The 21,227-nt window shown below is 70.1% G+C and carries 20 protein-coding genes; 12 read left to right on the forward strand and 8 right to left on the reverse strand.

Annotated elements, in window-relative coordinates; translation table 11 throughout:
• A partial coding sequence (locus EJK15_RS55045) for a CaiB/BaiF CoA transferase family protein (RefSeq protein WP_138718444.1) occupies window positions 1-1,038 on the reverse strand: 1,038 nt, incomplete at its 3' end.
• Between the two features lie 138 nt (window positions 1,039-1,176).
• Between EJK15_RS55045 and EJK15_RS55050 the strand changes: the two genes are divergently transcribed.
• The 4 genes from EJK15_RS55050 to EJK15_RS55065 all read left to right on the forward strand — a co-directional run bounded on the left by EJK15_RS55050 (window position 1,177) and on the right by EJK15_RS55065 (window position 6,428).
• Complete coding sequence (locus tag EJK15_RS55050; protein ID WP_171075100.1) at window positions 1,177-2,706, forward strand: serine/threonine-protein kinase; 1,530 nt, start codon at window positions 1,177-1,179, stop codon at window positions 2,704-2,706.
• Window positions 2,703-3,686, forward strand: a complete 984-nt coding sequence (locus tag EJK15_RS55055) for an NAD(P)-dependent oxidoreductase (RefSeq protein WP_138718446.1) — start codon at window positions 2,703-2,705, stop codon at window positions 3,684-3,686. The genes EJK15_RS55050 and EJK15_RS55055 overlap by 4 nt, the downstream gene beginning before the upstream one ends.
• Before the next feature lie 127 nt (window positions 3,687-3,813).
• Window positions 3,814-5,163, forward strand: coding sequence for an FAD-binding oxidoreductase (locus EJK15_RS55060; RefSeq protein WP_138718447.1), 1,350 nt, complete (start codon window positions 3,814-3,816; stop codon window positions 5,161-5,163).
• A gap of 5 nt (window positions 5,164-5,168) precedes the next feature.
• Window positions 5,169-6,428 (forward strand): SAM-dependent methyltransferase, encoded by a 1,260-nt coding sequence (locus EJK15_RS55065; protein WP_138718448.1) that lies wholly within the window; start codon window positions 5,169-5,171, stop codon window positions 6,426-6,428.
• A 194-nt stretch (window positions 6,429-6,622) separates the two neighbouring features.
• On the opposite strand, the gene EJK15_RS55070 is transcribed toward EJK15_RS55065, so the two are convergent.
• A complete protein-coding gene (locus EJK15_RS55070) occupies window positions 6,623-7,537 on the reverse strand; it encodes a zinc-binding dehydrogenase (RefSeq protein ID WP_171075101.1) in 915 nt (304 codons plus the stop codon).
• A 104-nt stretch (window positions 7,538-7,641) separates the two neighbouring features.
• Here EJK15_RS55070 and EJK15_RS55075 point away from each other — a divergent pair, with 104 nt between their 5' ends.
• From EJK15_RS55075 to EJK15_RS55090, 4 genes are read left to right on the forward strand one after another with little or no spacing between them, the layout of a single operon-like run.
• Entirely contained in the window at window positions 7,642-8,241 is a 600-nt protein-coding gene (locus tag EJK15_RS55075; protein WP_138718449.1) for a TetR/AcrR family transcriptional regulator, read from the forward strand.
• Window positions 8,242-8,287: 46 nt separating this feature from the next.
• Window positions 8,288-9,040, forward strand: coding sequence for a sensor histidine kinase (locus tag EJK15_RS55080; protein WP_206061726.1), 753 nt, complete (start codon window positions 8,288-8,290; stop codon window positions 9,038-9,040).
• An 18-nt stretch (window positions 9,041-9,058) separates the two neighbouring features.
• The gene (locus EJK15_RS55085; RefSeq protein ID WP_138718451.1) at window positions 9,059-9,721 is read left to right on the forward strand and encodes a response regulator; all 663 of its coding nucleotides are present in this window, start codon (window positions 9,059-9,061) and stop codon (window positions 9,719-9,721) included.
• Window positions 9,722-9,763: 42 nt separating this feature from the next.
• Complete coding sequence (locus EJK15_RS55090; protein WP_138718452.1) at window positions 9,764-10,450, forward strand: FkbM family methyltransferase; 687 nt, start codon at window positions 9,764-9,766, stop codon at window positions 10,448-10,450.
• A 1-nt stretch (window position 10,451) separates the two neighbouring features.
• On the opposite strand, the gene EJK15_RS76795 is transcribed toward EJK15_RS55090, so the two are convergent.
• From EJK15_RS76795 to EJK15_RS55105, 4 genes are all read right to left on the reverse strand, one after another.
• Window positions 10,452-10,577, reverse strand: coding sequence for a hypothetical protein (locus tag EJK15_RS76795; RefSeq protein ID WP_276615540.1), 126 nt, complete (start codon window positions 10,575-10,577; stop codon window positions 10,452-10,454).
• A gap of 75 nt (window positions 10,578-10,652) precedes the next feature.
• A complete protein-coding gene (locus EJK15_RS55095; protein ID WP_138718453.1) occupies window positions 10,653-10,880 on the reverse strand; it encodes a hypothetical protein in 228 nt (75 codons plus the stop codon).
• Between the two features lie 80 nt (window positions 10,881-10,960).
• A complete protein-coding gene (locus EJK15_RS55100) occupies window positions 10,961-11,896 on the reverse strand; it encodes an aminoglycoside phosphotransferase family protein (RefSeq protein ID WP_171075102.1) in 936 nt (311 codons plus the stop codon).
• Between the two features lie 67 nt (window positions 11,897-11,963).
• Window positions 11,964-13,502, reverse strand: coding sequence for a long-chain-fatty-acid--CoA ligase (locus EJK15_RS55105; protein WP_138718454.1), 1,539 nt, complete (start codon window positions 13,500-13,502; stop codon window positions 11,964-11,966).
• Between the two features lie 200 nt (window positions 13,503-13,702).
• Here EJK15_RS55105 and EJK15_RS55110 point away from each other — a divergent pair, with 200 nt between their 5' ends.
• The 3 genes from EJK15_RS55110 to EJK15_RS55120 all read left to right on the forward strand — a co-directional run bounded on the left by EJK15_RS55110 (window position 13,703) and on the right by EJK15_RS55120 (window position 17,485).
• Entirely contained in the window at window positions 13,703-15,247 is a 1,545-nt protein-coding gene (locus tag EJK15_RS55110) for a GMC family oxidoreductase (RefSeq protein WP_138718455.1), read from the forward strand.
• A 44-nt stretch (window positions 15,248-15,291) separates the two neighbouring features.
• Window positions 15,292-16,545 carry a cytochrome P450 gene (locus EJK15_RS55115; RefSeq protein ID WP_138718456.1) on the forward strand — a complete coding sequence of 418 codons (1,254 nt, stop codon included), beginning with the start codon at window positions 15,292-15,294 and terminating at the stop codon, window positions 16,543-16,545.
• A gap of 100 nt (window positions 16,546-16,645) precedes the next feature.
• A complete protein-coding gene (locus EJK15_RS55120; protein ID WP_138718457.1) occupies window positions 16,646-17,485 on the forward strand; it encodes an alpha/beta fold hydrolase in 840 nt (279 codons plus the stop codon).
• Between the two features lie 3 nt (window positions 17,486-17,488).
• Here EJK15_RS55120 and EJK15_RS55125 read toward each other — a convergent pair whose 3' ends face one another.
• Window positions 17,489-18,715 (reverse strand): RNA methyltransferase, encoded by a 1,227-nt coding sequence (locus EJK15_RS55125; RefSeq protein WP_138718458.1) that lies wholly within the window; start codon window positions 18,713-18,715, stop codon window positions 17,489-17,491.
• A 229-nt stretch (window positions 18,716-18,944) separates the two neighbouring features.
• On the opposite strand from EJK15_RS55125, the gene EJK15_RS55130 reads away from it, so the two are divergent.
• Complete coding sequence (locus tag EJK15_RS55130) at window positions 18,945-20,186, forward strand: cytochrome P450 (RefSeq protein ID WP_138718459.1); 1,242 nt, start codon at window positions 18,945-18,947, stop codon at window positions 20,184-20,186.
• Window positions 20,187-20,229: 43 nt separating this feature from the next.
• On the opposite strand, the gene EJK15_RS71765 is transcribed toward EJK15_RS55130, so the two are convergent.
• Window positions 20,230-21,227 (reverse strand): hypothetical protein (locus tag EJK15_RS71765; RefSeq protein WP_171075103.1); only part of this gene is annotated, 998 nt, incomplete at its 5' end.

Raw genomic sequence — 21,227 nt, forward strand, 5'->3', positions numbered from 1 at the left:
AGACAGGAGGTCCGGGGCGGGCACGCCCAGCAGGCGGGGCGCGGGCATCGGCTGGGTGACCCCGCCTATCTCGGTGAAGCCGCCCCGGGCGACGTTGTGCGGATGGGCGGCGGCCTCCGGCATGGAGAGCACGGGCGAGACGCACGCGTCCGAGCCCTCGAAGAGCGCCTCCCACTCGGCCCGGGTCCTGGTCTTGAACTCCTCGGCCAGGCGGGCCTTCAGCGCGGGCCACTGGGCCCGGTCGTTCCTGTCGGGCAGGTCCGTCAGCCCCATCAGGGTCACCATCGCCTCCCAGAACTGCGGCTCCAGGGACCCCACCGCCACGTACCGGCCGTCGGCGGTCTCGTACGTGTCGTACTGCGGAGCGCCCGTGTCCAGCAGGTTCGTGCCGCGCGGCCCCCAGAAGCCGCTCTGCACGGCCTGGTAGAACATCGAGAACAGGATCGCCGCCCCGTCGATCATGGCCGCGTCGATCACCCGGCCCTTCCCGGTGCGCTCCCGCTCGAACAGGGCCAGCAGCACCCCGTACGCGAGCATGAGCCCGCCCCCGGCGAAGTCGCCGAGGATGTTGATCGGCGGCGTCGGCTTGTCATCCTCGCGGCCCAGCATCGACAGGATCCCGGAGATCGCGATGTAGTCGATGTCGTGCCCGGCCGTGGAGGCCAGTGGCCCGTCCTGCCCCCAGCCGGTCATCCTGCCGTAGACCAGCCGCTCGTTGACCGCGTGCAGGTCGTCAGGGCCGATGCCGAGCCGCTCGGCCACGCCCGGCCGGAACACCTCGATCACCACGTCGGCGTGCCGCGCCAGCTCCTTGAACGCCGCCACGCCCTCGGGCGCCTTCAGGTCCAGCCCGATCGTGCGCTTGCCCCGATCCATGACGTCCGTGCGCGGCTTGTCGGAGACCGCCTTGACCCGGTCCACGCGCAGCACCTCGGCGCCGTGGTCGGCCAGCATCATGCCCGCGAACGGCCCGGGAGCGAGCCCGGCGAGCTCCAGCACGCGCACCCCGGCCAGCGGCCCCGGGCGGACTTCAGACATTCGGCATCTCCTTGGTGTGGACCTTCAGTAGAACAACATTCGGTGACCTGTGGCAAGCCGCCTTCGTGACCTTCGGACGAACCCGTTGGAGGTATGGGAAACTTGCCCACTGGTTGTGGTGGTCTACAGGGGACGGACATGGTTTCGGACAGCAACCGGCTCATCGCCAGGCGGTACGAGTTACTGCGCGAACTGGGCCGCGGGGGGATGGGCGTGGTCTGGGAAGGCCGCGACACGCTGCTCAACCGGCAGGTCGCCATCAAGGAAGTGCTGCTGCCCGACGGGCTGTCGCCGGGCGACCAGGAACGCCAGCTGATGCGTACCGTCCGCGAGGCGCGCACGGCCGCCAAGCTCAACCACCCGTCCGTCGTCGGCATCTACGACGTGGTCGAGGAGGGCGGCCGCCCGTGGATCGTGATGGAGCTGCTGCGCTTCCCGACGATCGAGGAGATCGTGCTCAGTACGGGCGCCCTGCCCGTACGCGAGGCGGCCGACGTCGGCAGGCAGGTGCTGTCGGCGCTGAAGGCCGCTCACGCGGCCGGGGTCCTGCACCGGGACGTCAAGCCGAGCAACATCCTGATGAGCGACGACGGCCGCGCCGTGCTCACCGACTTCGGCATCGCCACCGTCGAGGGCGATCCGTCGCTCACCAGGACCGGCATGGTCACCGGCTCGCCCAGCTTCCTGGCCCCGGAACGGGTCCGCGCCGTCGACGCGGGACCGGCCTCCGACCTGTGGTCGCTGGGCGCCACGCTGTACGCGTGCATGGTGGGACGCTCGCCGTTCGAGCGGGGCGACCCCATGGCCACGCTCAACGCGCTGCTCACCGAGGAGCCCGACTACCGGCGCATCCCGCCGATCATGCATCCGGTCCTGCGCGGTCTCCTGCGGAAGGAGCCGGAGGACCGGGTGGACGCCGAGGAGGCCGACCGGCTGCTCGCGGCGATCGCCGCGGCAAAGCCGGCCGCCGCCGACCGCGACGTGCCCGAGAAGAAGAGCCGCGGCCCCGGCCGGGCCCTCGTGGCGGCGGGCGCGGCGGCGGTGCTGGTGATCGCGGCCGGGGCGGTCGCGTACTTCAGGTTCGCCGCCCCCGCCGAAGGCGCCCCGCGCGCCACCGCCCAGGCCGCCGCCGCGACGAGCCCGCTCACGCCGAGCGCGACGCCGACACCGAGCGCGACGGCCACCCCGACGCCCAGCGCGACCAGGGTCGTCCCGGCCGTGCGGGCATGGCGGTCGCGCGACGGCTGGTCGATCATGCGGCCGACCGGCTGGAAGGGCGCGCTCGACGAGGCCTACACCGAATGGACGCGCCGGGACGGGAACGCCCATCTCGGGGTCCAGGCCATCTACTCCAACCTCGACCCGGACGAGGTCCTCATCAGCTCGGAGGAGACGCTCCGGCAGAACGCCCAGAACGTGGTGAACCGCGGCCGCCGTACCGTCGTCCACCAGGGCGTCAAGGCCGTGGAGTGGGAGTTCTCCTGGACGGCGGGCGAGACGGGCGACGCGCCGTGGGTCACGGCAGGCACGCGCTATCGCGAGGTACGCCGGGCGCTGGCGATCGGCGACACCGCGTACATCCTGTCCTGGACCGTCGCCGAGAATCAGTGGCCGCGCAGCAGAGGGCTGATGCGGCAGGTGATCAGCAGCTTTACTGTGGGGGCATGAGCCCCTGGAACCTGCTCGCCCTGCCCCCGCTCCCCGAGGAGCTGATGCGCCGCCTGCTCGCCCCGCTGGGCGACCGGGTGGACGTACGCGTGCCCGCGGCCCGCGACAGGGACGCGCTCGTGGCGGCGCTGCCGGAGGCGGAGATCGTGCTCGGCGACTGGACGAGCACCCTCGTGCTGGACGCCGGCGCGGTCAAGGCCGCGCCCCGGCTGGCCTTCGTGCAACAGCCCTCCGTGGGCGTCGACGGCCACGATCTCGACGCCCTGGCCGCGGCCGGGGTGCCGCTGGCCAACACGCCGGGTGTCAGCGCCGTCGCGGTCTCGGAGTGGTGCCTGGCCGCCACGCTCTCGCTGTCGCGCAAGCTCGGCCCGGCCGACGCCGCCGTACGCGCGGGCGAGTGGCCGCAGCAGGGCCTACAGCCGCACGAGTTGCGCGGCCGTCGCGTCGGCGTGGTCGGCTACGGCCCGATCGGCGCCGCCTGCGCCGAGATGTTCCGCGCGCTCGGCTGCCACGTGTCGTTCTGGACCCGTACGCCCCGGGAGGAGCCCGGCTTCGAGGACCTGGACACGCTGGTGGCGTCCAGCGACGTCGTGGTCGTCGTGATCGCGCTGTCCGACCAGACCCGCGGCCTGATCGACCCGGCCCGCATGAAGCCCGGCGCCCTGCTCGTGAACGCGGCGCGCGGCGGTGTCGTGAACCAGCAGGCGCTCGTCCAGGCCCTGCGCGACGGGGCGTTGGCCGGAGCCGCGCTCGACGTGTTCGACGTCGAGCCCCTGCCCGCCGGCGACCCGCTGCGCGACCTGCCGAACGTCCTGCTGTCCCCGCACGTCGCCGGCGTCACTCCGGAGGCAACCGGCCGCCTGCTCGCGGCCACCCTCGACAACCTCACCGCCGCGATCGAGGGCCGCGAGGTGGACGGGGTGCTGAACGGAGTATCCCCTGTCATCGGTAGAAAATTTACGGATTCATCTTCTACATAGGCATTTCACCTGGCACTATGAACAGTTTTCGTGTCTTTAACGACCCCGGTCTGGTCGAGATCGCTCGCGAGAGATACCGTCTTACGGACGATCTCTACCGGCTCAAGGGGGTGCTTCCGTGACGACGATGTCGACACACCAACGGGCAGTAGAGCAGATCCGGCAGTCGTACGCCGAGATCCCGGGTGACGCCGCGCCCCGGCTGGCCAAGTCGACGTCCAACCTCTTCAGGTTCCGCGACACCGCGAAGACGGCCAAGCTCTCGGCCAGGGATCTCGACGAGGTCATCAGCGTCGACCCCGAGACCATGACGGCCGAGGTCCAGGGCATGACCACGTACGAAGACCTGGTCGACGCCACGCTGCCGCACGGGCTCATGCCGTACGTGGTGCCGCAGCTCAAGACCATCACCCTCGGCGGCGCGGTGACCGGGCTCGGCATCGAGTCCACCAGCTTCAGGGACGGCCTGCCGCACGAGTCGGTCGAGGAGCTCGAGATCCTCACCGGCGACGGGCGCATCATCGTGGCCCGCGACGACAATGAGCACCGCGACCTCTTCCGCGCCTTCCCCAACTCCTACGGCACGCTCGGCTACGCGCTCCGCATCAAGATCAGGCTGCGCAAGGTCCAGCCGTACGTCCACCTCACGCACGTCAAGTTCACCGACGCCGCCAAGTGCATGCTGGCCATGCAGGAGATCTGCGACAGCATGGTGCACGACGGCGAGAGCGTCGACTTCGTGGACGGGGTCTACTTCAGCCCGGGCGAAATGTACGTCACGGTCGGCCGCTTCGCCGACCGCGCGCCCTACGTGTCCGACTACACCGGCATGCGCATCTACTACCAGTCGATCAGGCAGCGCAACCGCGACTGGCTGACCGTGCGCGACTACCTGTGGCGCTGGGACACCGACTGGTTCTGGTGCTCGCGCGCCTTCGGCGTGCAGCAGCCGGTGGTCCGCTCGCTCATGCCGCGCCGCTGGATGCGCTCCGACGTCTACCGCCGCCTGGTCGCCCTCGACCGGAAGCTCGGCGTGACCGCCCGCGTCGACCGCTGGCGCGGCCAGCCCGTCCAGGAGTCGGTCATCCAGGACGTGGAGGCGCCGATCGAGCGGGGCGCGGAGTTCCTTGAGTTCTTCCACGACAAGGTCGGCATGACGCCGGTGTGGATGTGCCCGCTGCGGGCCGCCTCCCGCTGGCCGCTTTATCCTCTGGAGCCCAGCAAGCTGTACGTCAACTTCGGCTTCTGGGGAATGGTGCCACTGCCACGGGGGCAGTTCGACGGTTACTACAACCGGCTGATCGAGAACACCGTGCACGACCTCGACGGGCACAAGTCGCTCTACTCGACGTCCTTCTACGCCCGTGAGCAGTTCTGGCAGCTGTACAACGGCGACGCCTACTGGCCGGTCAAGCGGGAATACGACCCGAACGGTCGCCTGCTGGACTTGTACGACAAGTGTGTGCGGGGAAGGTGAGGTCGATGGCTCTCGCAACCATCTTTGAGAAGATCGTCGGCACGGACGCGAACGTCGCGTTCATGGCCTACGACGGCAGTAAGGCGGGTCCGGACGGGGCAGATCTCGCGCTCGAGGTCAAGTCCCCGATCGCGGTCGCCTACATGGCTCAGGCCCCGGGGGAACTGGGTCTGGCCAGGGCGTACATCGCCGGTCACATTGACGTGCACGGCGACCTGTACACCCTGCTCGACCGCATGTGGAACATCACGACCAACGATTTGAGAACCTCCGAGAAGCTCGCCGCGGTCCGCTCGCTGGGCCTCAAACCGCTGCTCATGCGGGTGCCGGCGCCGCCACAGGAGATCCGCCAGAGCACCCTGGCCAAGCTGGGCTCCCGCCACGCCAAGCAGCGTGACGCGGAGGCCATCCACCACCACTACGACGTCTCCAACCGCTTCTACGAGTGGGTCCTCGGGCCGTCCATGGCCTACACCTGCGCCGTCTATCCCTCAGGGGAGTCGACGCTGGAGGAGGCCCAGTACGCCAAGTTCGACCTGGTGGCCCGCAAACTGGATCTCAAACCCGGGATGCGCCTGCTGGACGTGGGCTGCGGCTGGGGCGGCATGGCCATGCACGCCGCCGAGCACTACGGCGTCGAGGTGCTCGGCGTGACGTTGAGCAAGCAGCAGGCGGAGTGGGCCCAGAAGGCCATCGCCGACGCGGGCCTGCAGGACCTGGCCGAGGTCCGCCACATGGACTACAGGGACGTGAAGGAGACCGGCTTCGACGCGGTCAGCTCCATCGGCCTCACCGAGCACATCGGCAAGGCCAACGTCCCGTCGTACTTCGAGTTCCTGTACAGCAAGCTGAAGCCCGGCGGCCGCCTCTTGAACCACTGCATCACCCGGCCGACCGGCAAAGAGAAGACGTTCAACAAGGGCGGCTTCATCAACAAGTACGTCTTCCCCGACGGCGAGCTGGAGTCGGTGGGCTGGCTGATCCGGCAGATGGAGGACATCGGCTTCGAGATCCGCCACGAGGAAAACCTCCGGGAACACTACGCGAAGACCCTGCGGCACTGGTGCGACAACCTGGATGCCAACTGGGAGGACGCGGTCCAGGAGGTCGGCATGGGCACGGCCCGGGTGTGGGCCCTGTACATGGCCGGCTGCATCGTCGGCTTCGAGCGCAACAAGGTCCAGCTCCACCAGGTCCTGGGCGTAAAGCTGGACCAGAACGGTCTCTCCGGCATCCCCCTCCGCCCAGCCCTCAACTGGCCCTGACCCCGAACCCCCCGGCTCTCCCGATACTCCTGGTTTTCCCAGGCCGAAAAGCAAGGTCCTCACCCTGGGGGCACTGCGCGCCATGCGATGGCTCAGGCAGCGCCCCCTAGGGGCTCCGCCCCTTCGACCTCAGAAGGGCGCGGTCCTCGCAACCATGGAGAGGGCCTTGCACAAGGTGCAGCGTAACTTGCAGGCTACGCAAGCCGTGTGACGTCCAGGACCGCCTTGCCCGCGATCCGCCGGTCGAGCAGCGCTCGGGAAGCCTCCGCGACCTGCTCCCAAGAACCCCGCCAGGCCGCCTCCGGTGACAGCCTCCCGGCCGCGACGAAACCGAGCAGCGTGGCCAGATCGGGTCCGACCTCGTGAACGTCGCCGAACGTGCTCATCGTCTTGGCCGGACCCATGGAGAACAGCGAGTACGGCTCGAACACCGCCGGCTCGTCCGACGCCCAGCCGATGTTCTGCACGCCACCGCCCGGCGCGAGCAGGTCCCAGGCGGCGGGCAGTTGCGGTCCCCCCACGGTGTCGAGGATGACGTCGACCGGCCGGTCGATGCCGTCCAGGCCGATCACCACCTCATCGGCGCCCAACTCTGCGAGGCCCTCAGCGCGGGGCGCCGAACCCACCGAGGCGATGACATAAGCGCCGCCTATGGCGGCCAGCTGGACCGCGTACCGGCCGACCCCGCCGGCCGCGCCGGTGATCAGCACGCGCCGGCCCAGGATGGCGTGAGAGCGCAGGGTGCGCAGCGCGGTGACGCCGGCCATCGGGACGGCGGCGGCCTCGGCGAGATCGACCTGGTGGGGGACCTCGGCCACCGCGGTGGTGTCCACCGCCATCCGCTGTGCCCACGCTCCGGCGCCGAACGCCGCGACCCTCGTGCCCGCGGCCGGTCCACTGCCGTCCGCCGCCGTTCGCACTACGACGCCCGCGGCGTCGTAGCCGTGGACGGTCCCTGGCGGACGCCGCCCGGCGAAGGCGACTTCGCCGCGATTGAGCGAGATGTGCCGGACGTCGAGCACCAGCTGGTGGGGTGCGGGCACCGGCTCGGCAGCCGTGCCGAGGCGCAGGGAGCCGGGGACGTCGGGATCGACGACGAGAGCGCGCATGGTCATCTCCGGATAGAGGGGGCGGGTATCCGGACTGGCAGTCCGGATGGTGTGGCACGCTAGCATATGCGGACCGGTAGTCCGCAATAGGGAGTGGGTTCGCAATGGCCGAAAGCCGCAGGGAAGGCACCACCGAACCTCGGACTGAACGCGCCGACGCGGTGCGCAACCGCGAGGCGGTCCTGCGGGCGACCGAGCGGCTCCTGGCCGAAGGCGGCGGCGATCATGTGTCGCTCGATCGCGTCGCCGCCCTGGCCGGGGTCGGCAAGGGCACGGTCTTCCGCCGCTTCGGCAGCCGTGCCGGACTGCTGCAGGCGCTCCTGGAGGAGAGATCAAGAGCCCTGCGGGACGCGGTCACGAACGACCCCCCGCCCCTCGGGCCGGGCGCGCCCGCCCGGCAGCGGCTGCTCGCGTTCCTCGACGCCCTCGGCGCGATCGCCGAGGGCAATGCCATCCTGCTGGCCGCGCACGAGCAGTCCTGCGCCGAGGGCAAGTACGGCGACCCCAGCTACCGGTCCTGGCACCGCCACCTCAGCACCCTGCTCGCCGCCGAACGCCCCGACCTCGATGCCGACTTCCTGGCCCACGCCATCCTCGCGGTCTTCGACGGTGACCTGATCCGCCACCTGACACCGCCCGGCGACCCGCGCCGCTTCACCCGTTCCGTCCAGAGGATGGCCACGGCCCTGCTCGGCGACGGATGACGCGCGTCCAGAGCCCATAACCGCTCCGCAGGGCATGGAGCCGGACATGGCGGCCAGAAGCCTGCTGGCGTGGGCGCTGGCCCTGTCGCTCGCCGTGATCCTCGGCCACGCCAGGCAAGCGCGGCGGCTTGCCACGCTCGGCGTCGCCGATGAGTTCGGACGGCGGCAACTCCTGGAGGAGCGGGCCCGGATCGCCAGGGAGTTGCATGACGTGGTGGCTCACCACATGTCGGTGATCGCCGTGCAGGCCGCCAGCGCGCCGTACCGGGTCGAGGGCGGGGTGAGCGAGGCGGCGGCGCGGGAGTTCGCGGCCATCAACGCCGCCGCCCGCGAGTCCCTGCGTGACATGCGGCACGTGCTCGGCGCGCTGCGCGGCTCCGACGACGCGCCGCGGACCGCGCCGCAGCCGGGGCTGGGCGACCTCGGCGGGCTCGTGGAGTCGGTACGGCGGGCAGGCGTGCCCGTCGAGCTCACGGTCGCCGAACCGGCTCCGCCGCTGTCTCCCGTCGAGTCCGTCACCGTCTACCGGATCGTCCAGGAGGCGCTGAGCAACGTCGTCCGCCATGCGCCGGGCGCCCGTACCGCCGTCACCGTCCGCGCCGACGGCGACACCGTGATCGTGGAGGCGGAGAACGAGCGCCCCGCCCGGGCGGCCGGCCCGGCGCAGCCGGGGGCGGGGCTCGGGCTGGTCGGCATGCGCGAGCGGGTGGCGGCGCTGGGCGGCGAGCTCACGGCCGCGGCGACGGACCGGGGAGGCTTCGCCGTACGCGCGAGGCTGCCGAAGGGAGATGGTGAATGATCACGGTGCTGGTCGCCGATGATCAGGGCCGGGTTCGCGGCCCTGCTCGCCGCGCAGCCCGACCTTCAGGTGGTGGTGGAGGCCGCAGACGGCCTGGAGGCGGTGGCGGCGGTCCGCGACCTGCGGCCGGACGTCGTGCTCATGGACGTCCGCATGCCCAACCTCGACGGCCTGGAGGCCACCCGGCGCATCACCGAGGCGGGCCGCGAGTCGAAGGTGCTGATCCTCACCACCTTCGACATCGACGACTACGTCTACGCCGCCCTGCGCGGCGGGGCCAGCGGCTTCCTGCTCAAGGACGCGCCCCCGGCCGACCTCATCACCGCCGTACGCGTCGTCGCCGCCGGTGAGGCGCTGCTCGCCCCCACGGTGATGCGCAGACTCATCGAGGAGTTCGCGACCAGGAAGGCCGTCGACGAGCGGGAGGCCCTGCGGTTGAACGCGCTGACCCCCCGCGAGCTGGACGTGCTCAGGCTGGTGGCGGCCGGGCTGGCCAACGCCGAGATCGCCGAGGAGCTGACGATCGCCGCGGAGACGGTGAAGTCCCACGTGGGCCGGATCTTCGCCAAACTCGGACTGCGCGATCGGGCGCAGGCGGTCGTGCTCGCCTACGAGAGCGGTCTGGTCGTTCCGGGCAATCCCCCTTCAGCGGTACGCCGGAGCCCGCGACTGCGCTCCTGAGGGGGATTCGCCGTCCCGTACCCCCTCCGTACCGTCACCGGCATGATCAGAGTAGGAGCCATGGTGTCGCTCAGCGAGCCCGAGTTGCTCGGGCTGGCCGGGTTCGTACGGCCGGGAGCGGTCTGCTTCGACGTCGGAGCCGCCTACGGGATGTACACCTATCCGCTGGCCAGACTTGCCGGACCGGCCGGCCAGGTGCACAGCTTCGAGCCGCTGCCTATGCCGTACCGGATCCTGGAGGCGGGTTCGCGCGCGTTCGGTGTGCGCAACGTGCGGGTGACCAACGCCGCGCTCGGGTCGTTCACCGGATATCAGAGGCTGCGGCTGCCGTACCGGTTCGGCGTGCCGATCCACGGCTGGGCCCACATGCAGGACGGGCTGAAGCATCCCGGTCGGTTCCGCGCGGCGAGGACGCTGGAGGTGCCGGTGTACAGCGTCGACCGGGTGTGCGAGCTGCGGGAGATCTCGCGGGTGGACTTCATGAAGGTGGACGTGGAGGGATTCGAGGCGGAGGTGCTGAAAGGGGCGGAGTGGACCATCGACCAGCACCGTCCCACGCTGCTGCTGGAGATCGAGGACCGCCATCTCGACAAATACGGCAGGACCTCCGCCGAGGTGGCGGGCTCGCTGATCGAGCGAGGCTACCGCATGCACATTTGGCACGGCCGCCGCTGGAACCGGACGGACCGGGTGAGTACGCGGCGGCGCAACTACCTGTTCACCATGTGAGCTACTTCTTGTCCTTGGGCTGCGCGGCGTGTTTGCCGCGGCTCTCCTGATGCTGGTTCGCGTTGGAGCCCTCCTTGGCCTCGTCCGGGTTGTCCTTGGGGCTGTGGGGCTTCTCGTGCCTGCCCACGGGTCCTCCTTGCCTCGCCTGATTGCATAGTGTTACCACAAGATTACAATCAGTTGGAATCGAATGGCGAACGCCTCAGCGGGCGTCGCCGAGCAGCGCGAGGAAGCGCTCGGCCTGCCGTTCGAGGGCGCCGGGCGGGTTGCGGGCGGCGAAGGGCCCGTCCGGGCCGAGCATGAGGAACCAGTTGAACGCGAGCAGCCGCCGGAAGTCCCGTACGCGGGCGGCTTCGACGGCCGTCAGGTCGAGGCAGGCGAGAAGTGCGTCGCTGTCGAGGTGGCCGTCGACACCCGCCCACTCCTTCATCGATCTTCACCCGGCGCCCCGGCCGAGGCCAGCGGAGTTCCGGCCGACGGATACGGAGATCGTCCCAACGCCTGCCGGGCCTACCGCGCCAGCTCGTCCAGGGTGGCCGAGAGTCCCTTCCACCCCTGCTCGGCATCCGGCGTGCGCCCGTGCGGCGAGCGGAACCACGCCACGAACTCGGCCACGTCGTCCAGGGCCCACCGCAGTCGGTAGAGCTCCAGCGCGGCAGGGGCCGGGGTGCGGCCTGTGAGGTCGGAGTACCTGGCGAGGTCGGCCGCGCCCCGGGCGACATGCCACAGGTCGCGCTCAGGGACGGCCAGCCCGACCGTGTCCCAGTCCACCAGCGAAAGCCGCCGATCTCCCGCCCGCAGCAGATTGCCCGGGTGCGGCTCCCCGTGCGTGACGACGGGCTCGCCGCCCTTCTCGGCCAGCCGGTCGAGCTCCTCCAACCGGCGGCGCAGCGTCCCGGCGTGGTCCGCGATCAGACCCCTGGCGGGCTCGGCGTACGGGCCGCCCAGCCACGGCCGGTTCGACTCGCGGACGGAGTCCTCCAGCCAGGCCCGTCCCGCCAGCTCCACCGGCCGGACCGGAGTCGAGATCGGTGCCGGCGTACCGTGCAGCTCGGCGAGCAGGTCGATGACCAGGCCACGCACCTCCGCGGCCGGCTCCTGCCCGAAATGGCCGACGGCACCGTCGACGAGAGGGAAGACGCTCATGGCGTACCGATGACGGTCGAGCCGCCGCAGGGTCGCGCCGTCGGCCGCGCGCAGCGGCGCGACGACGAAGCCGAGCCCCGCCTCCTCACGCAGGGCCAGCGCCGTGTCCATGGCCGGCCGGAGCTCCTCGTACGACTTGCGCCGCACGTCCGAGACAGTCACGAACCACCGCCCGTCCGCGACCCAGTGATAGTCACCGAACCCGACCGGCGCATAGTCGACCGTGCCCGCGTCGATCCCCCACTCGCGCAGCGCGGGCCGCAGCAGCCCCTCGTCGAATCCCTCCGGCCGATCCCGCATGACCAATGACGCTATCGGGATCGCTCGGCTCCCTTCACCTGAAATAACGGAAGGACGGTCCGGCCGGTTACCGGAGCTCGCGCTTGAGGATCTTGCCCGTGGCCGTCATCGGCAGGCTCTCGCGGAACTCGATGATCCGGGGATACTTGTAGGCCGCCATGTTCTCCTTGCACCAGGCGATCAGCTCGTCCTCGGTGATCGTCGCGCCCGGCGTCCGGATGATGTACGCCTTGACCTCCTCGCCGTGGGACTCGTGCTTCACTCCCACCACGGCGGCCAGCGACACGGCCTCGTGGGTCATCAGGACCTCTTCGAGCTCCCGCGGGTAGACGTTGAACCCACCGCGGATGATCATGTCCTTGGCCCGGTCGACGATGGAGTAGAAGCCGTCCGCATCACGCGTCGCGATGTCGCCCGTGCGGAACCAGCCGTTCCTCATGACCTCGGCCGTCGCCTCGGCCCGGCCGTAGTAGCCCTTCATGATGTTGTGCCCGCGGATGACGATCTCGCCGGGCCCCTCGCCCTCGACGGTCTTCCAGTCGCCGTCGATCAGCTTCATCTCCACGCCCCAGATGGGGGTGCCGACCGTGCCGGGCTTGGTGGGGCGGCCCAGCTGGTTGAAGCTGGCCACGGGCGAGGTCTCCGACAGCCCGTAGCCTTCCAGGATGCCGATGCCGAAGGTCTGCTCGAAGTCCTTGAGCACCTCCACCGGCGACGACGCGCCGCCCGCCACGGCCACCTTCAGCGAGCGCGGCACCTCCACGCCCTCCGCGTGGATCTTGGTGAGCATGCCCCAGTACATCGTCGGGACCCCGGCGAAGAACGTGACGTTCTCCTTGAGCATGAGCGCCAGCGCCTCGCCCGGCTCGAAGCGCGGCATGAGCACGACGGTGGCGCCGCGCAGGAAGCCGGTGTTCATGACGACGGTCTGGCCGAAGGAGTGGAACAGCGGCAGCACCGCCAGGTACGTGTCGGCGCCGTCCTCGTTCCGGGGGAACATCTTGTCGCTGACCATGGCGTTCATCAGCATGTTCTGGTGGCTGAGCTCGGCACCCTTGGGCTGGCCCGTGGTGCCCGAGGTGTAGAGGATCACCGCGGTGTCGTCGGGCGCCGTCTGCGCGGTCTCGAACTCGGTCGCCGTCCCGCCGAGCGCCGCCCAGATCGACTCGCCGTACGCCGACTCGGTCGCGAGCGGGGTGGCGGGCAGCACGAAGAAGTGCTCGCAGCCCTCGGCCGCCTCGAAGCCCGCCTTGCCGCGCTCGCCGAGCGGCAGCTCCGGCGTGCCCTCGAAGCAGAACAGCGCCTTGGCGTCGCTGTCGTCGAGGTGGTACGCGATCTCCCGCGACTGGAGCAGCACGTTCAGCGGCACCACTGTCGCGCCGGCCTTGAGGATGCCGAAGTAGACGAAGGGGAAGTACGGCAGGTTGGGACACGCCAGCGCCACCTTGTCCCCCTTGCCGATACCACGCGCCACCAGCAGGTTCGCCACCTGGTTGGCAACAGTGTCGATCATGGAGTACGGCAGCCGCATGTCGCCGAAGACGATGGCGGTGCCGTCGGGGGTGTTCCTGGCGCTGTCCTCCAGGACGATCGACAGATTGAGCATGACGCCTTCCTCCCTCTCAGTCGGCTTCGGCGCCATCTTTGCAGCATCCGCATACCGACCGGTAGGGCGAATTTCGTTCGCACCCTCCTGTGGTCCGCTGAACGCGGCCCACAGGAGGTAACAGGGATGACAAGTGGATATGGACGCGTGGGCTTGCCTGGAGTAAGCAAGTAGGAAGTTACTTACCCCTCGGAGGGGCCATGGAGTACGACTATGTGATCGTCGGTGCGGGATCCGCGGGCTGCGTGCTGGCCAACCGGCTGTCGGCGGATCCGGCCGTGTCGGTGGCGCTGGTCGAGGCGGGCGGGCAGGACGACAAGCTCGAGATCCGCATGCCCGCGGGCTTCAAGAAGCTGTTCAAGACCGAATACGACTGGAACTACACCACGGCCAAACAGGGCGAGATGTCCGGCCGCGAGCTCTACTGGCCGCGCGGCCGGGTCATCGGCGGGTCGTCCTCGCTCAACGCCCAGATGTGGGTACGCGGCTGCCAGCGGGACTACGACCAGTGGGACGTCCCCGGCTGGTCGTACGACGACGTCCTGCCGTACTTCACCAGGGCCGAGCGCCGCGTCGGCAGCAACCGCGGCAACGTCTACGGCACGTCGGGCCCGCTGTACGTCTCGGAGCTGCGCAGCCCCAACGTCACCACTGCGGCCTTCCTCAGGGCGTGCGAGGAGCTCGGCTTCGAGCGGCTCGGCGAGCTGAACGGGCGCTCCAACGAGGGCTACAGCCCCACCCCGGTCACCCAGAACCGTGGACGCAGGTGGAGCTCCGCCGACGCCTATCTGCGGCCGGCGGCCAAGCGGCCCAACCTCACCGTGATCACCGGGACGACCGTGGACCGGGTGATGTTCGACGGCCGGCGCGCGATCGGCATCGAGCACAGTGGCGGCGCCCAGGTCAGGGCCAGGGCCGAGGTCATCCTGTCCGCGGGCGCGATCGGCTCGCCGTACCTGCTCATGCGCTCGGGCGTGGGCGCGGCCGAGGAGCTGCGCGACGCCGGGATCGAGATCGTGCACGACCTGCCCGAGGTCGGCAAGAACCTGCAGGACCACCTCGCGACGGCCGTGTACATCGAATGCAAGCAGCCGGTGACGCTGACCAAGGCCGAGTCGATCGTGAACCTGCTGCGGTACATCGTGCTGCGCTCCGGCATGCTCACCACCAACGTGGGCGAGGCGGTCGCGTTCCTCAGGACCTCGGCCGAGGAGCCCGCGCCCGACATCGAGCTGATCTTCGCGCCCGCGCCGTTCGTCGACCACGGCCTCACCCCGCCGACCGGTCACGGGATCACCGTCGGCGTCGTGCTGCTGCAGCCGGAGAGCCGCGGCAGGATCGGGCTCAGCGGCCGGGACGTGGTGATCGACCCCGGCTACCTGGCCGCGGAGGCCGACGTCAAGCGGCTGGTCGCGGGGCTGAAGATGGCCAAGCAGGTGTTCGCCACCACCGCGATGAAGCCGTACGCGGGCGGGCCGATGGCGCCGTACTGGGCGCCGGAGAGCGACGAGGAGATCGCCCAGTGGGTACGCGAGCGCGGCGAGACTCTCTACCACCCGGCCGGCACCTGCCGCATGGGCACGGACGACGCCTCGGTCGTGGACCCCTCCCTGCGGGTGCGCGGGGTCGAGGGATTGAGGGTCGTGGACGTGTCGATCATGCCGACGCTGAACCGCGGCCACACGCACGCCCCGGCCATCATGATCGGCGAGAAGGGGGCCGACCTGATCGCGAAGCGGAAGTAAGTGACTCTTGACGTAAGTGGGCACTTGCACAAATCTTAGAGAGTATGACGCTGTTCACGGACCTGGACCTGTCGCAGATCCCGTTCTGGGGGTTGCCGCAGGCCGAGCGCATGGAGGCCTTCCGCAAGCTGCGCGCGCTGGACCATCCGGTGTTCGTGCCGGAGCAGGCCGTGCCGTTCATCGGCGGCGGCCCCGGCTACTACGCCCTCGTCCGCCACTCCGACGTGACCGAGGCCAGCAGGAACGCGGCCGTGTTCAGCAGCGAGCCGTGCTCCAACAGCATCCCCGACATGCCACGCTGGCTGAGCGTCTACTTCGGCTCCATGATCAACATGGACGACCCGCGGCACGCGCGGCTACGGCGGATCGTCTCCCGGGCGTTCACGCCGCGCATCCTGTCGAAGATGGAGGAGGACCTGGCCAGGGCCGCCGCGGAGATCGTCGATCGGGCGGTCCAGGAGGGTCCGGGCGACTTCGTCGCCCAGGTGGCGGCGGAGCTTCCCGTACGCGTCATCTGCGACATGATGGGGATCCCCGCCAAATTCCATGACATGGTGCTGCGGCGGACCAACGTCATCCTCGGCAACGCCGACCCCGAGTACACCGGCATCGACCCCGACTTCCGCCGCGTCAACGTCGCCCGCGGCCTGGCCAAACTGCTGCACGCCGGCTTCTCGCTCAACCGGCTGGCCGCCCGGCTGGGCGACGAGCGGCGCAGGCGGCCCACGGGCGACCTGGTGAGCCTGCTGGTCAACGGCGACGAGCGGCTGTCGTCGCAGGAGCTGGGCTCGTTCTTCATCCTGCTGGTGGTGGCCGGCAGCGAGACCACCCGCAACGCCATCGCGTACGGGCTCAAGCTCTTCACCGACCACCCCGAGCAGCGCGAGCTCCTGCTGAGCGACTTCGACGGCCGCATCGTCCCGGCCTGCGATGAGATCGTCCGGTATGCGACGCCGGTGATCCAGTTCCGGCGCACGCTGACGCAGGATTATGAGATGAACGGCACCGCGTACAAGAAGGGCGACAAGGTGCTGCTCTTCTACAACTCGGCCAACCGCGACGAGTCCGTCTTCACCGACCCGGACACGTTCGACATCGCCCGCGACCCCAACCCGCACGTCGGCTTCGGCGGGCCAGGGCCGCACTACTGCCTGGGCGCCCACCTGGCGCGCCGGGAGATGACCGTGATGTTCCGCGAGCTGTTCACCCGTCTGCCGGGCATCAGGTCCGTGGGCGAGCCCGACTTCCTGCTGTCCAACTTCATCAACGGCATCAAGCACCTGCGCTGGACCTTCTGACCGGCGTCAGGCGATCAGAAGCGTCGTGGTACCGGGACGGCGTGAGTGCATACGCGCATCGGTATTCCTCGAACAGGGCCGAGTGCTAGGTTTCGCAGTCATGGAGATCAGGACTGTCCACGCCAACGGGGTGGAGTTCGCGTATCTGACCGTGGGTGAAGGGCCGCTCGCGCTGTGCCTGCACGGCTTCCCGGACACAGCGCACACCTGGCGCCACCTGATGCCGGCGCTGGCCGAGCACGGCTACCGCGCGGTCGCGCCGTTCATGCGCGGCTACGCGCCCACCGAGATCCCCGCCGACGGCGCGTACGAGGACGCCGCGCTCGTCGCCGACGTCCGTGCCCTGCACGAGGAGCTCGGCGGCGATGCCGACGCCGTGGTCATCGGGCACGACTGGGGCGCCTTCCCGGTCTATCCGACCGCCGGCCGCTTCCGCCGCGCCGTCACGCTCGCGGTGCCGCCGCCCGGCTCGCTCGGCGCCGGATTCCTGGAGTACGAGCAGCTCAAGCGCTCGTTCTACGTCTTCCTCTTCCAGACCGCCGTGGCCGAGGCGGCCGCCGCCAGCCCTGGCTTCATCGAGAACCTCTGGCGCGACTGGTCACCCGGCTACGACGCGCGCGAGGACCTGGAGTTCGTGCGGCGCAGCATCGGCGAGCCCGCAAACCTGGGCGCGGCCATCGGCTACTACCGGGCCATGCTCGGCACCACGCCGCGGTCCGGCCGCTACCCGGCCGTCGAGCCCGGGGTGACCGGGCCCGTGCTCTACCTGCACGGCGCCCAGGACGGCTGCCTGGGCGCCGAGCTGGCCAAGGACGCGCTGAGCCACCTGCCGGCCGGCTCGCGGGCCGAGCAGGTGGCGGGCGCGGGGCATTTCCTCCACCTCGAACGGCCCGCCGAGGTCAACCGGCTCATCCTGGATTGGCTCGGCCCGGCGTCCTGAGGGTCATCGTCTCGCGGTTCTCTTCCTGAGCACGGCGATCACCGGGTGTTGTCCTGACAGGCTGACCCGGACCGTCTCCTCCACGGCGAACCCGCGGGGGATCCCGTCGTGGACCAGCGCCACGGCCAGCCCGTCGTCGGCCAGCACCCGCCGCACCTCCCGCCACAGCAGCCCGAGGTCCCCGGCGAGCAGGCCCTGCGGCGGCACCTGGCGCCCCCAGGGCGGGTTCACCAGTACGCGATCGGCGCCGCCATCGGACACCGGAATCCGCCCGCCATCCGCCACAGCCCACCCGAACGGCGACCGGTCCTCTGGCGGCGACAAGCCCGCGATCAGCGATCGGTCCTCGAACGACGAGCCGCCCTCGATTGGCGACCCGCCCGTGAAAGGAGATCGGCCTTCCGGTCTTGGAGACGGGTGTGTGGCGCCGTCGTCCAGGGCGGCGCGTGCGTTGGCGGCCGCGGCTTGGAGCGCGTCCGGACTGTGGTCGAAGCCCAGCAGCCGCAGGTGAGGCGCGAACGCGTGGGCCTCGATCAGTGTGGTGCCGGCGCCGCAGCACGGGTCGAGCACCGTGCCCGCGCCCTCCAGCCGCGCCAGCTCCGCCATGGCGGCGGCCACCGGCGGGTGCAGCGTGCCCCGGATCGAGGCCGTCTTGTACGGCCTGCGGTGCAGCGGCCGGTCGGCCGGCCGCAGCGCGATGACCGCCTGGTCGCCCTCGATCGTGACCCGCCACGACATCGCGTCCCGCGGCGGTCGCCCGCCGTCCCTCCTCGAGTGGTACGGCAGCCGCAGCAGCCGCGCCAGCTCGGCCCCCACCGCGTCCTCGATCTCGAACCTGCTGTAGTTGCGCCGCCCGACGAACGACGCCGACACCTCCAGCCCGCCGCTCGTCCCGTCCGTGCCCATCGGCCCGCCGCCCGGCGGGCGCGGGCGGCCCGCGTCCGGAAACCCGCCGGCCAGGCATGCCAGCCGTTCCGCGGTCACCTCGCGGGCCGCCCTGGCCAGCCGGCGCAGGGCGGAGCGGTCGTGGCCGACCCCGTCCACCACGGCGGCGGCCAGCAGCACGTCATCCGCCGTACGCAGGCCCAGCAGCCCCGCCTCGTCCGTGGCCTCGAACCACACCTCGCGATGGCGCAGCCCGCGCACCACACCGAGCCTGGAACGCCGAATCTCCGTGGCCACCAGGGGCTCGATGCCGTGCACCGCCCTGGCCACGGCAAAAGTATGCACGTGTCCTTCTCCCACGTCGCGACCCGGGACGGCGCTCGCTCAGCCGTCCCGCATCGCCGGCGGTGGGTGGTCCGCGATCCGCCGGCGGATCGCTAACGCAGGTAGAAGAAGGTCATGGAGGTCACCCTAGGGCCGGACCGGCATCAGGCGCCACAGATTTTCCGCCCACGCACGTACGGTGTACGTCATACCCATTGACGTAAGTGGCTGCTTTTCGAATGATGGTCTTATGAGCGTCCTCGACTTCGACCTGTCGGACCGTGACTTCTGGGCCAGGCCCATGGGCGAGCGGGAGGAGGCGTTCGACCGCCTGCGCTCCCGTGAGACCCCAGCGTTCTTCGAGGAGATGGAGCTCGGCTTCGTTCCCAAGGGGCCGGGCTACTACGCGCTGGTCAAGCACGCCGACATCCTGGAGGCCAGCCGCAACCCGGAGGTCTTCTGCTCGGGCGACGGCGGGGCGACGGGTATCCCGGACATGCCGGCGGAGTTCGCCGAGTACTTCGGCTCGATGATCAACATGGACGATCCGCGCCACGCCAGGCTCCGCAGGATCGTCTCCCGCGCGTTCACGCCCAAGATGATCAAGCAGTTCGAGGCGGACGTGGAGACGGCGGCGGCCGGCATCGTGGACGACCTCCTGGCCAAGGGATCCGGCTGCGACTTCGTGACCGAGGTGGCCGCCCGCCTGCCGCTGAAGATCATCTGCGACATGATGGGCATCCCCGAGCGCGACTACCAGTTCGTCTTCGACCGCTCGAATACCATCCTCGGCGGCTTCGACGCCGAATACGGCGGCACCGACGTCAACGAGATCGCCACCCGCCTGCTCAACGCCGGCATGGAGCTGCAGCAGCTGGTCCAGGACCTGGCCGCCCAGCGCGCCGGCAACCCCACGAACGACCTGACGTCCTCCCTGGTCAACGCCAACATCGACGGCGAGCGGCTCTCCATGCAGGAGCTGGGCTCGTTCTTCATCCTGCTGGTGGTGGCCGGCAACGAGACCACGAGGAACGCCATCTCGTACGGCCTGCGCCTGCTCACCAAGAACCCCGGCGAGCGCGCCAGGTGGCTGGAGGACATCGACGGCCACGCCCCCGGGGCCGTGGAGGAGATCGTCCGCCTGGCCTCCCCGGTGAACTTCATGCGCCGCAAGGTCACCAGGGACTTCGAGATGAACGGCAACCTCTACCGCAAGGGCGAGAAGGCGGTCCTGTTCTACTGGGCCGCGAACCGGGACGAGGCCGTGTTCGAGGACCCGTACCGCTTCGACATCACCCGCCACCCCAACCCGCACGTCGGCTACGGCGGCCCGGGTCCGCACTTCTGCCTCGGCGCGCATCTGGCCAGACGGGAGATCACGGTGATGTTCCGCGAGCTGCTGCGCCGCGTGCCGCACATCGAGGCCGGTCGGCCGGACCGGCTGCACTCCATGTTCATCAACGGCATCAAGCACATGGAGTGCACGTTCTGACCCGATGATCCCGGCAGGGCGGCGGCGCGCCCTGCCGGGAGGCTCAGGACTGGGTGCCCAGCTTGAGCTGGTTCATCACCGTGCGGATGTCGGGAAGGAGCTGCTTGCTCTCCGACGGGATCGACATGTAGACGATCGCCGGGACGCTGCCGCCGGTGTTGACGGCCATGGTGATGATCGTGGCCTTCTCGGTCTCCGACGTCAGCGAGTACGCGATCAGCCGTCCCGTCTGGTCGCCCACCTTGATCGGCTGCTGGGCGATCTTGCGGACCTTGTTGTCCACCGGGAAGAACTTCTTGCGGGCGGTCAGCACCACCTGCTTGATGACCGGCTCCAGGTTGTCCTGCTCGTAGTACGACGCCAGCTTCGGCGACAGCGGGCCCGACAGGACCTGGGCGTACTTGTCCGGTGCGACCTGGACGTACTGGCGGGTGTCGAAGCCGTACGTGCCCTTGACCGTGGCGCGCTGGTCCAGCTGCCAGGTGCCGCCCAGGCGCGGGACCGAGATCCCGGCCGCGGCGTCCGGCACCCGGCCGATGACGGGGGAGGCCTTGCCGGAGTACTTCGGCAAGGGGCCGATCGAGGTCGAGGTCTTGGCGGTGGTCGGCTTCTGCGTCGTGGGCGCCGCCGCGACGTTGGCACCGGAGGGCTCCTCGCCGGCCAGCGGTCCGGCGAGGAACGCCCACAGCAGCGCGGCGACCAGCGCGATCGCCACGGACCCGCCGAGCGCGTAGATCCAGACGGGCTTGCCCGGCTCGTCGTCGTCCAGGGAGTCCTGGTCGCCCATGGTCTGGTAGTTGTCGCCGAAGACGGTGTTCCAGAGCTCCTGCTGGCGCTCGGGCGGCGGGGTGCGGGAGCCGCTGATCTGGCCCGCCGTCACGAAGCGGCGGTCGGGGTCCGAGGGGTCGCGGCTCAGGTCCGAGCCGCGGCCGGGGCCCTGGGGCTGGTTCTGGTCCTCGCTGGGGGGCGTGCCTATGTGGGGGGAATCCATGGGGCCGGCGGGCACCGCGCGATCGTTGAGCAGGTTCTCGGAGTGCTGGG

Source organism: Nonomuraea basaltis (assembly GCF_005893125.1).
In the GTDB taxonomy this organism is placed as follows: Bacteria; Actinomycetota; Actinomycetes; order Streptosporangiales; family Streptosporangiaceae; genus Nonomuraea; species Nonomuraea basaltis.

Bases quoted from the DNA above. Each gene is read 5' to 3' on its own strand.
- EJK15_RS55050 (WP_171075100.1), top strand. From the start codon at position 1,177: ATGGTTTCGGACAGCAACCGGCTCATCGCCAGGCGGTACGAGTTACTG.
- EJK15_RS55055 (WP_138718446.1), top strand. From the start codon at position 2,703: ATGAGCCCCTGGAACCTGCTCGCCCTGCCCCCGCTCCCCGAGGAGCTG.
- EJK15_RS55060 (WP_138718447.1), top strand. From the start codon at position 3,814: ATGTCGACACACCAACGGGCAGTAGAGCAGATCCGGCAGTCGTACGCC.
- EJK15_RS55065 (WP_138718448.1), top strand. From the start codon at position 5,169: ATGGCTCTCGCAACCATCTTTGAGAAGATCGTCGGCACGGACGCGAAC.
- EJK15_RS55070 (WP_171075101.1), bottom strand. From the start codon at position 7,537: ATGCGCGCTCTCGTCGTCGATCCCGACGTCCCCGGCTCCCTGCGCCTC.
- EJK15_RS55075 (WP_138718449.1), top strand. From the start codon at position 7,642: ATGGCCGAAAGCCGCAGGGAAGGCACCACCGAACCTCGGACTGAACGC.
- EJK15_RS55080 (WP_206061726.1), top strand. From the start codon at position 8,288: ATGGCGGCCAGAAGCCTGCTGGCGTGGGCGCTGGCCCTGTCGCTCGCC.
- EJK15_RS55085 (WP_138718451.1), top strand. From the start codon at position 9,059: ATGATCAGGGCCGGGTTCGCGGCCCTGCTCGCCGCGCAGCCCGACCTT.
- EJK15_RS55090 (WP_138718452.1), top strand. From the start codon at position 9,764: ATGATCAGAGTAGGAGCCATGGTGTCGCTCAGCGAGCCCGAGTTGCTC.
- EJK15_RS55095 (WP_138718453.1), bottom strand. From the start codon at position 10,880: ATGAAGGAGTGGGCGGGTGTCGACGGCCACCTCGACAGCGACGCACTT.
- EJK15_RS55100 (WP_171075102.1), bottom strand. From the start codon at position 11,896: ATGCGGGATCGGCCGGAGGGATTCGACGAGGGGCTGCTGCGGCCCGCG.
- EJK15_RS55105 (WP_138718454.1), bottom strand. From the start codon at position 13,502: ATGCTCAATCTGTCGATCGTCCTGGAGGACAGCGCCAGGAACACCCCC.
- EJK15_RS55110 (WP_138718455.1), top strand. From the start codon at position 13,703: ATGGAGTACGACTATGTGATCGTCGGTGCGGGATCCGCGGGCTGCGTG.
- EJK15_RS55115 (WP_138718456.1), top strand. From the start codon at position 15,292: ATGACGCTGTTCACGGACCTGGACCTGTCGCAGATCCCGTTCTGGGGG.
- EJK15_RS55120 (WP_138718457.1), top strand. From the start codon at position 16,646: ATGGAGATCAGGACTGTCCACGCCAACGGGGTGGAGTTCGCGTATCTG.
- EJK15_RS55130 (WP_138718459.1), top strand. From the start codon at position 18,945: ATGAGCGTCCTCGACTTCGACCTGTCGGACCGTGACTTCTGGGCCAGG.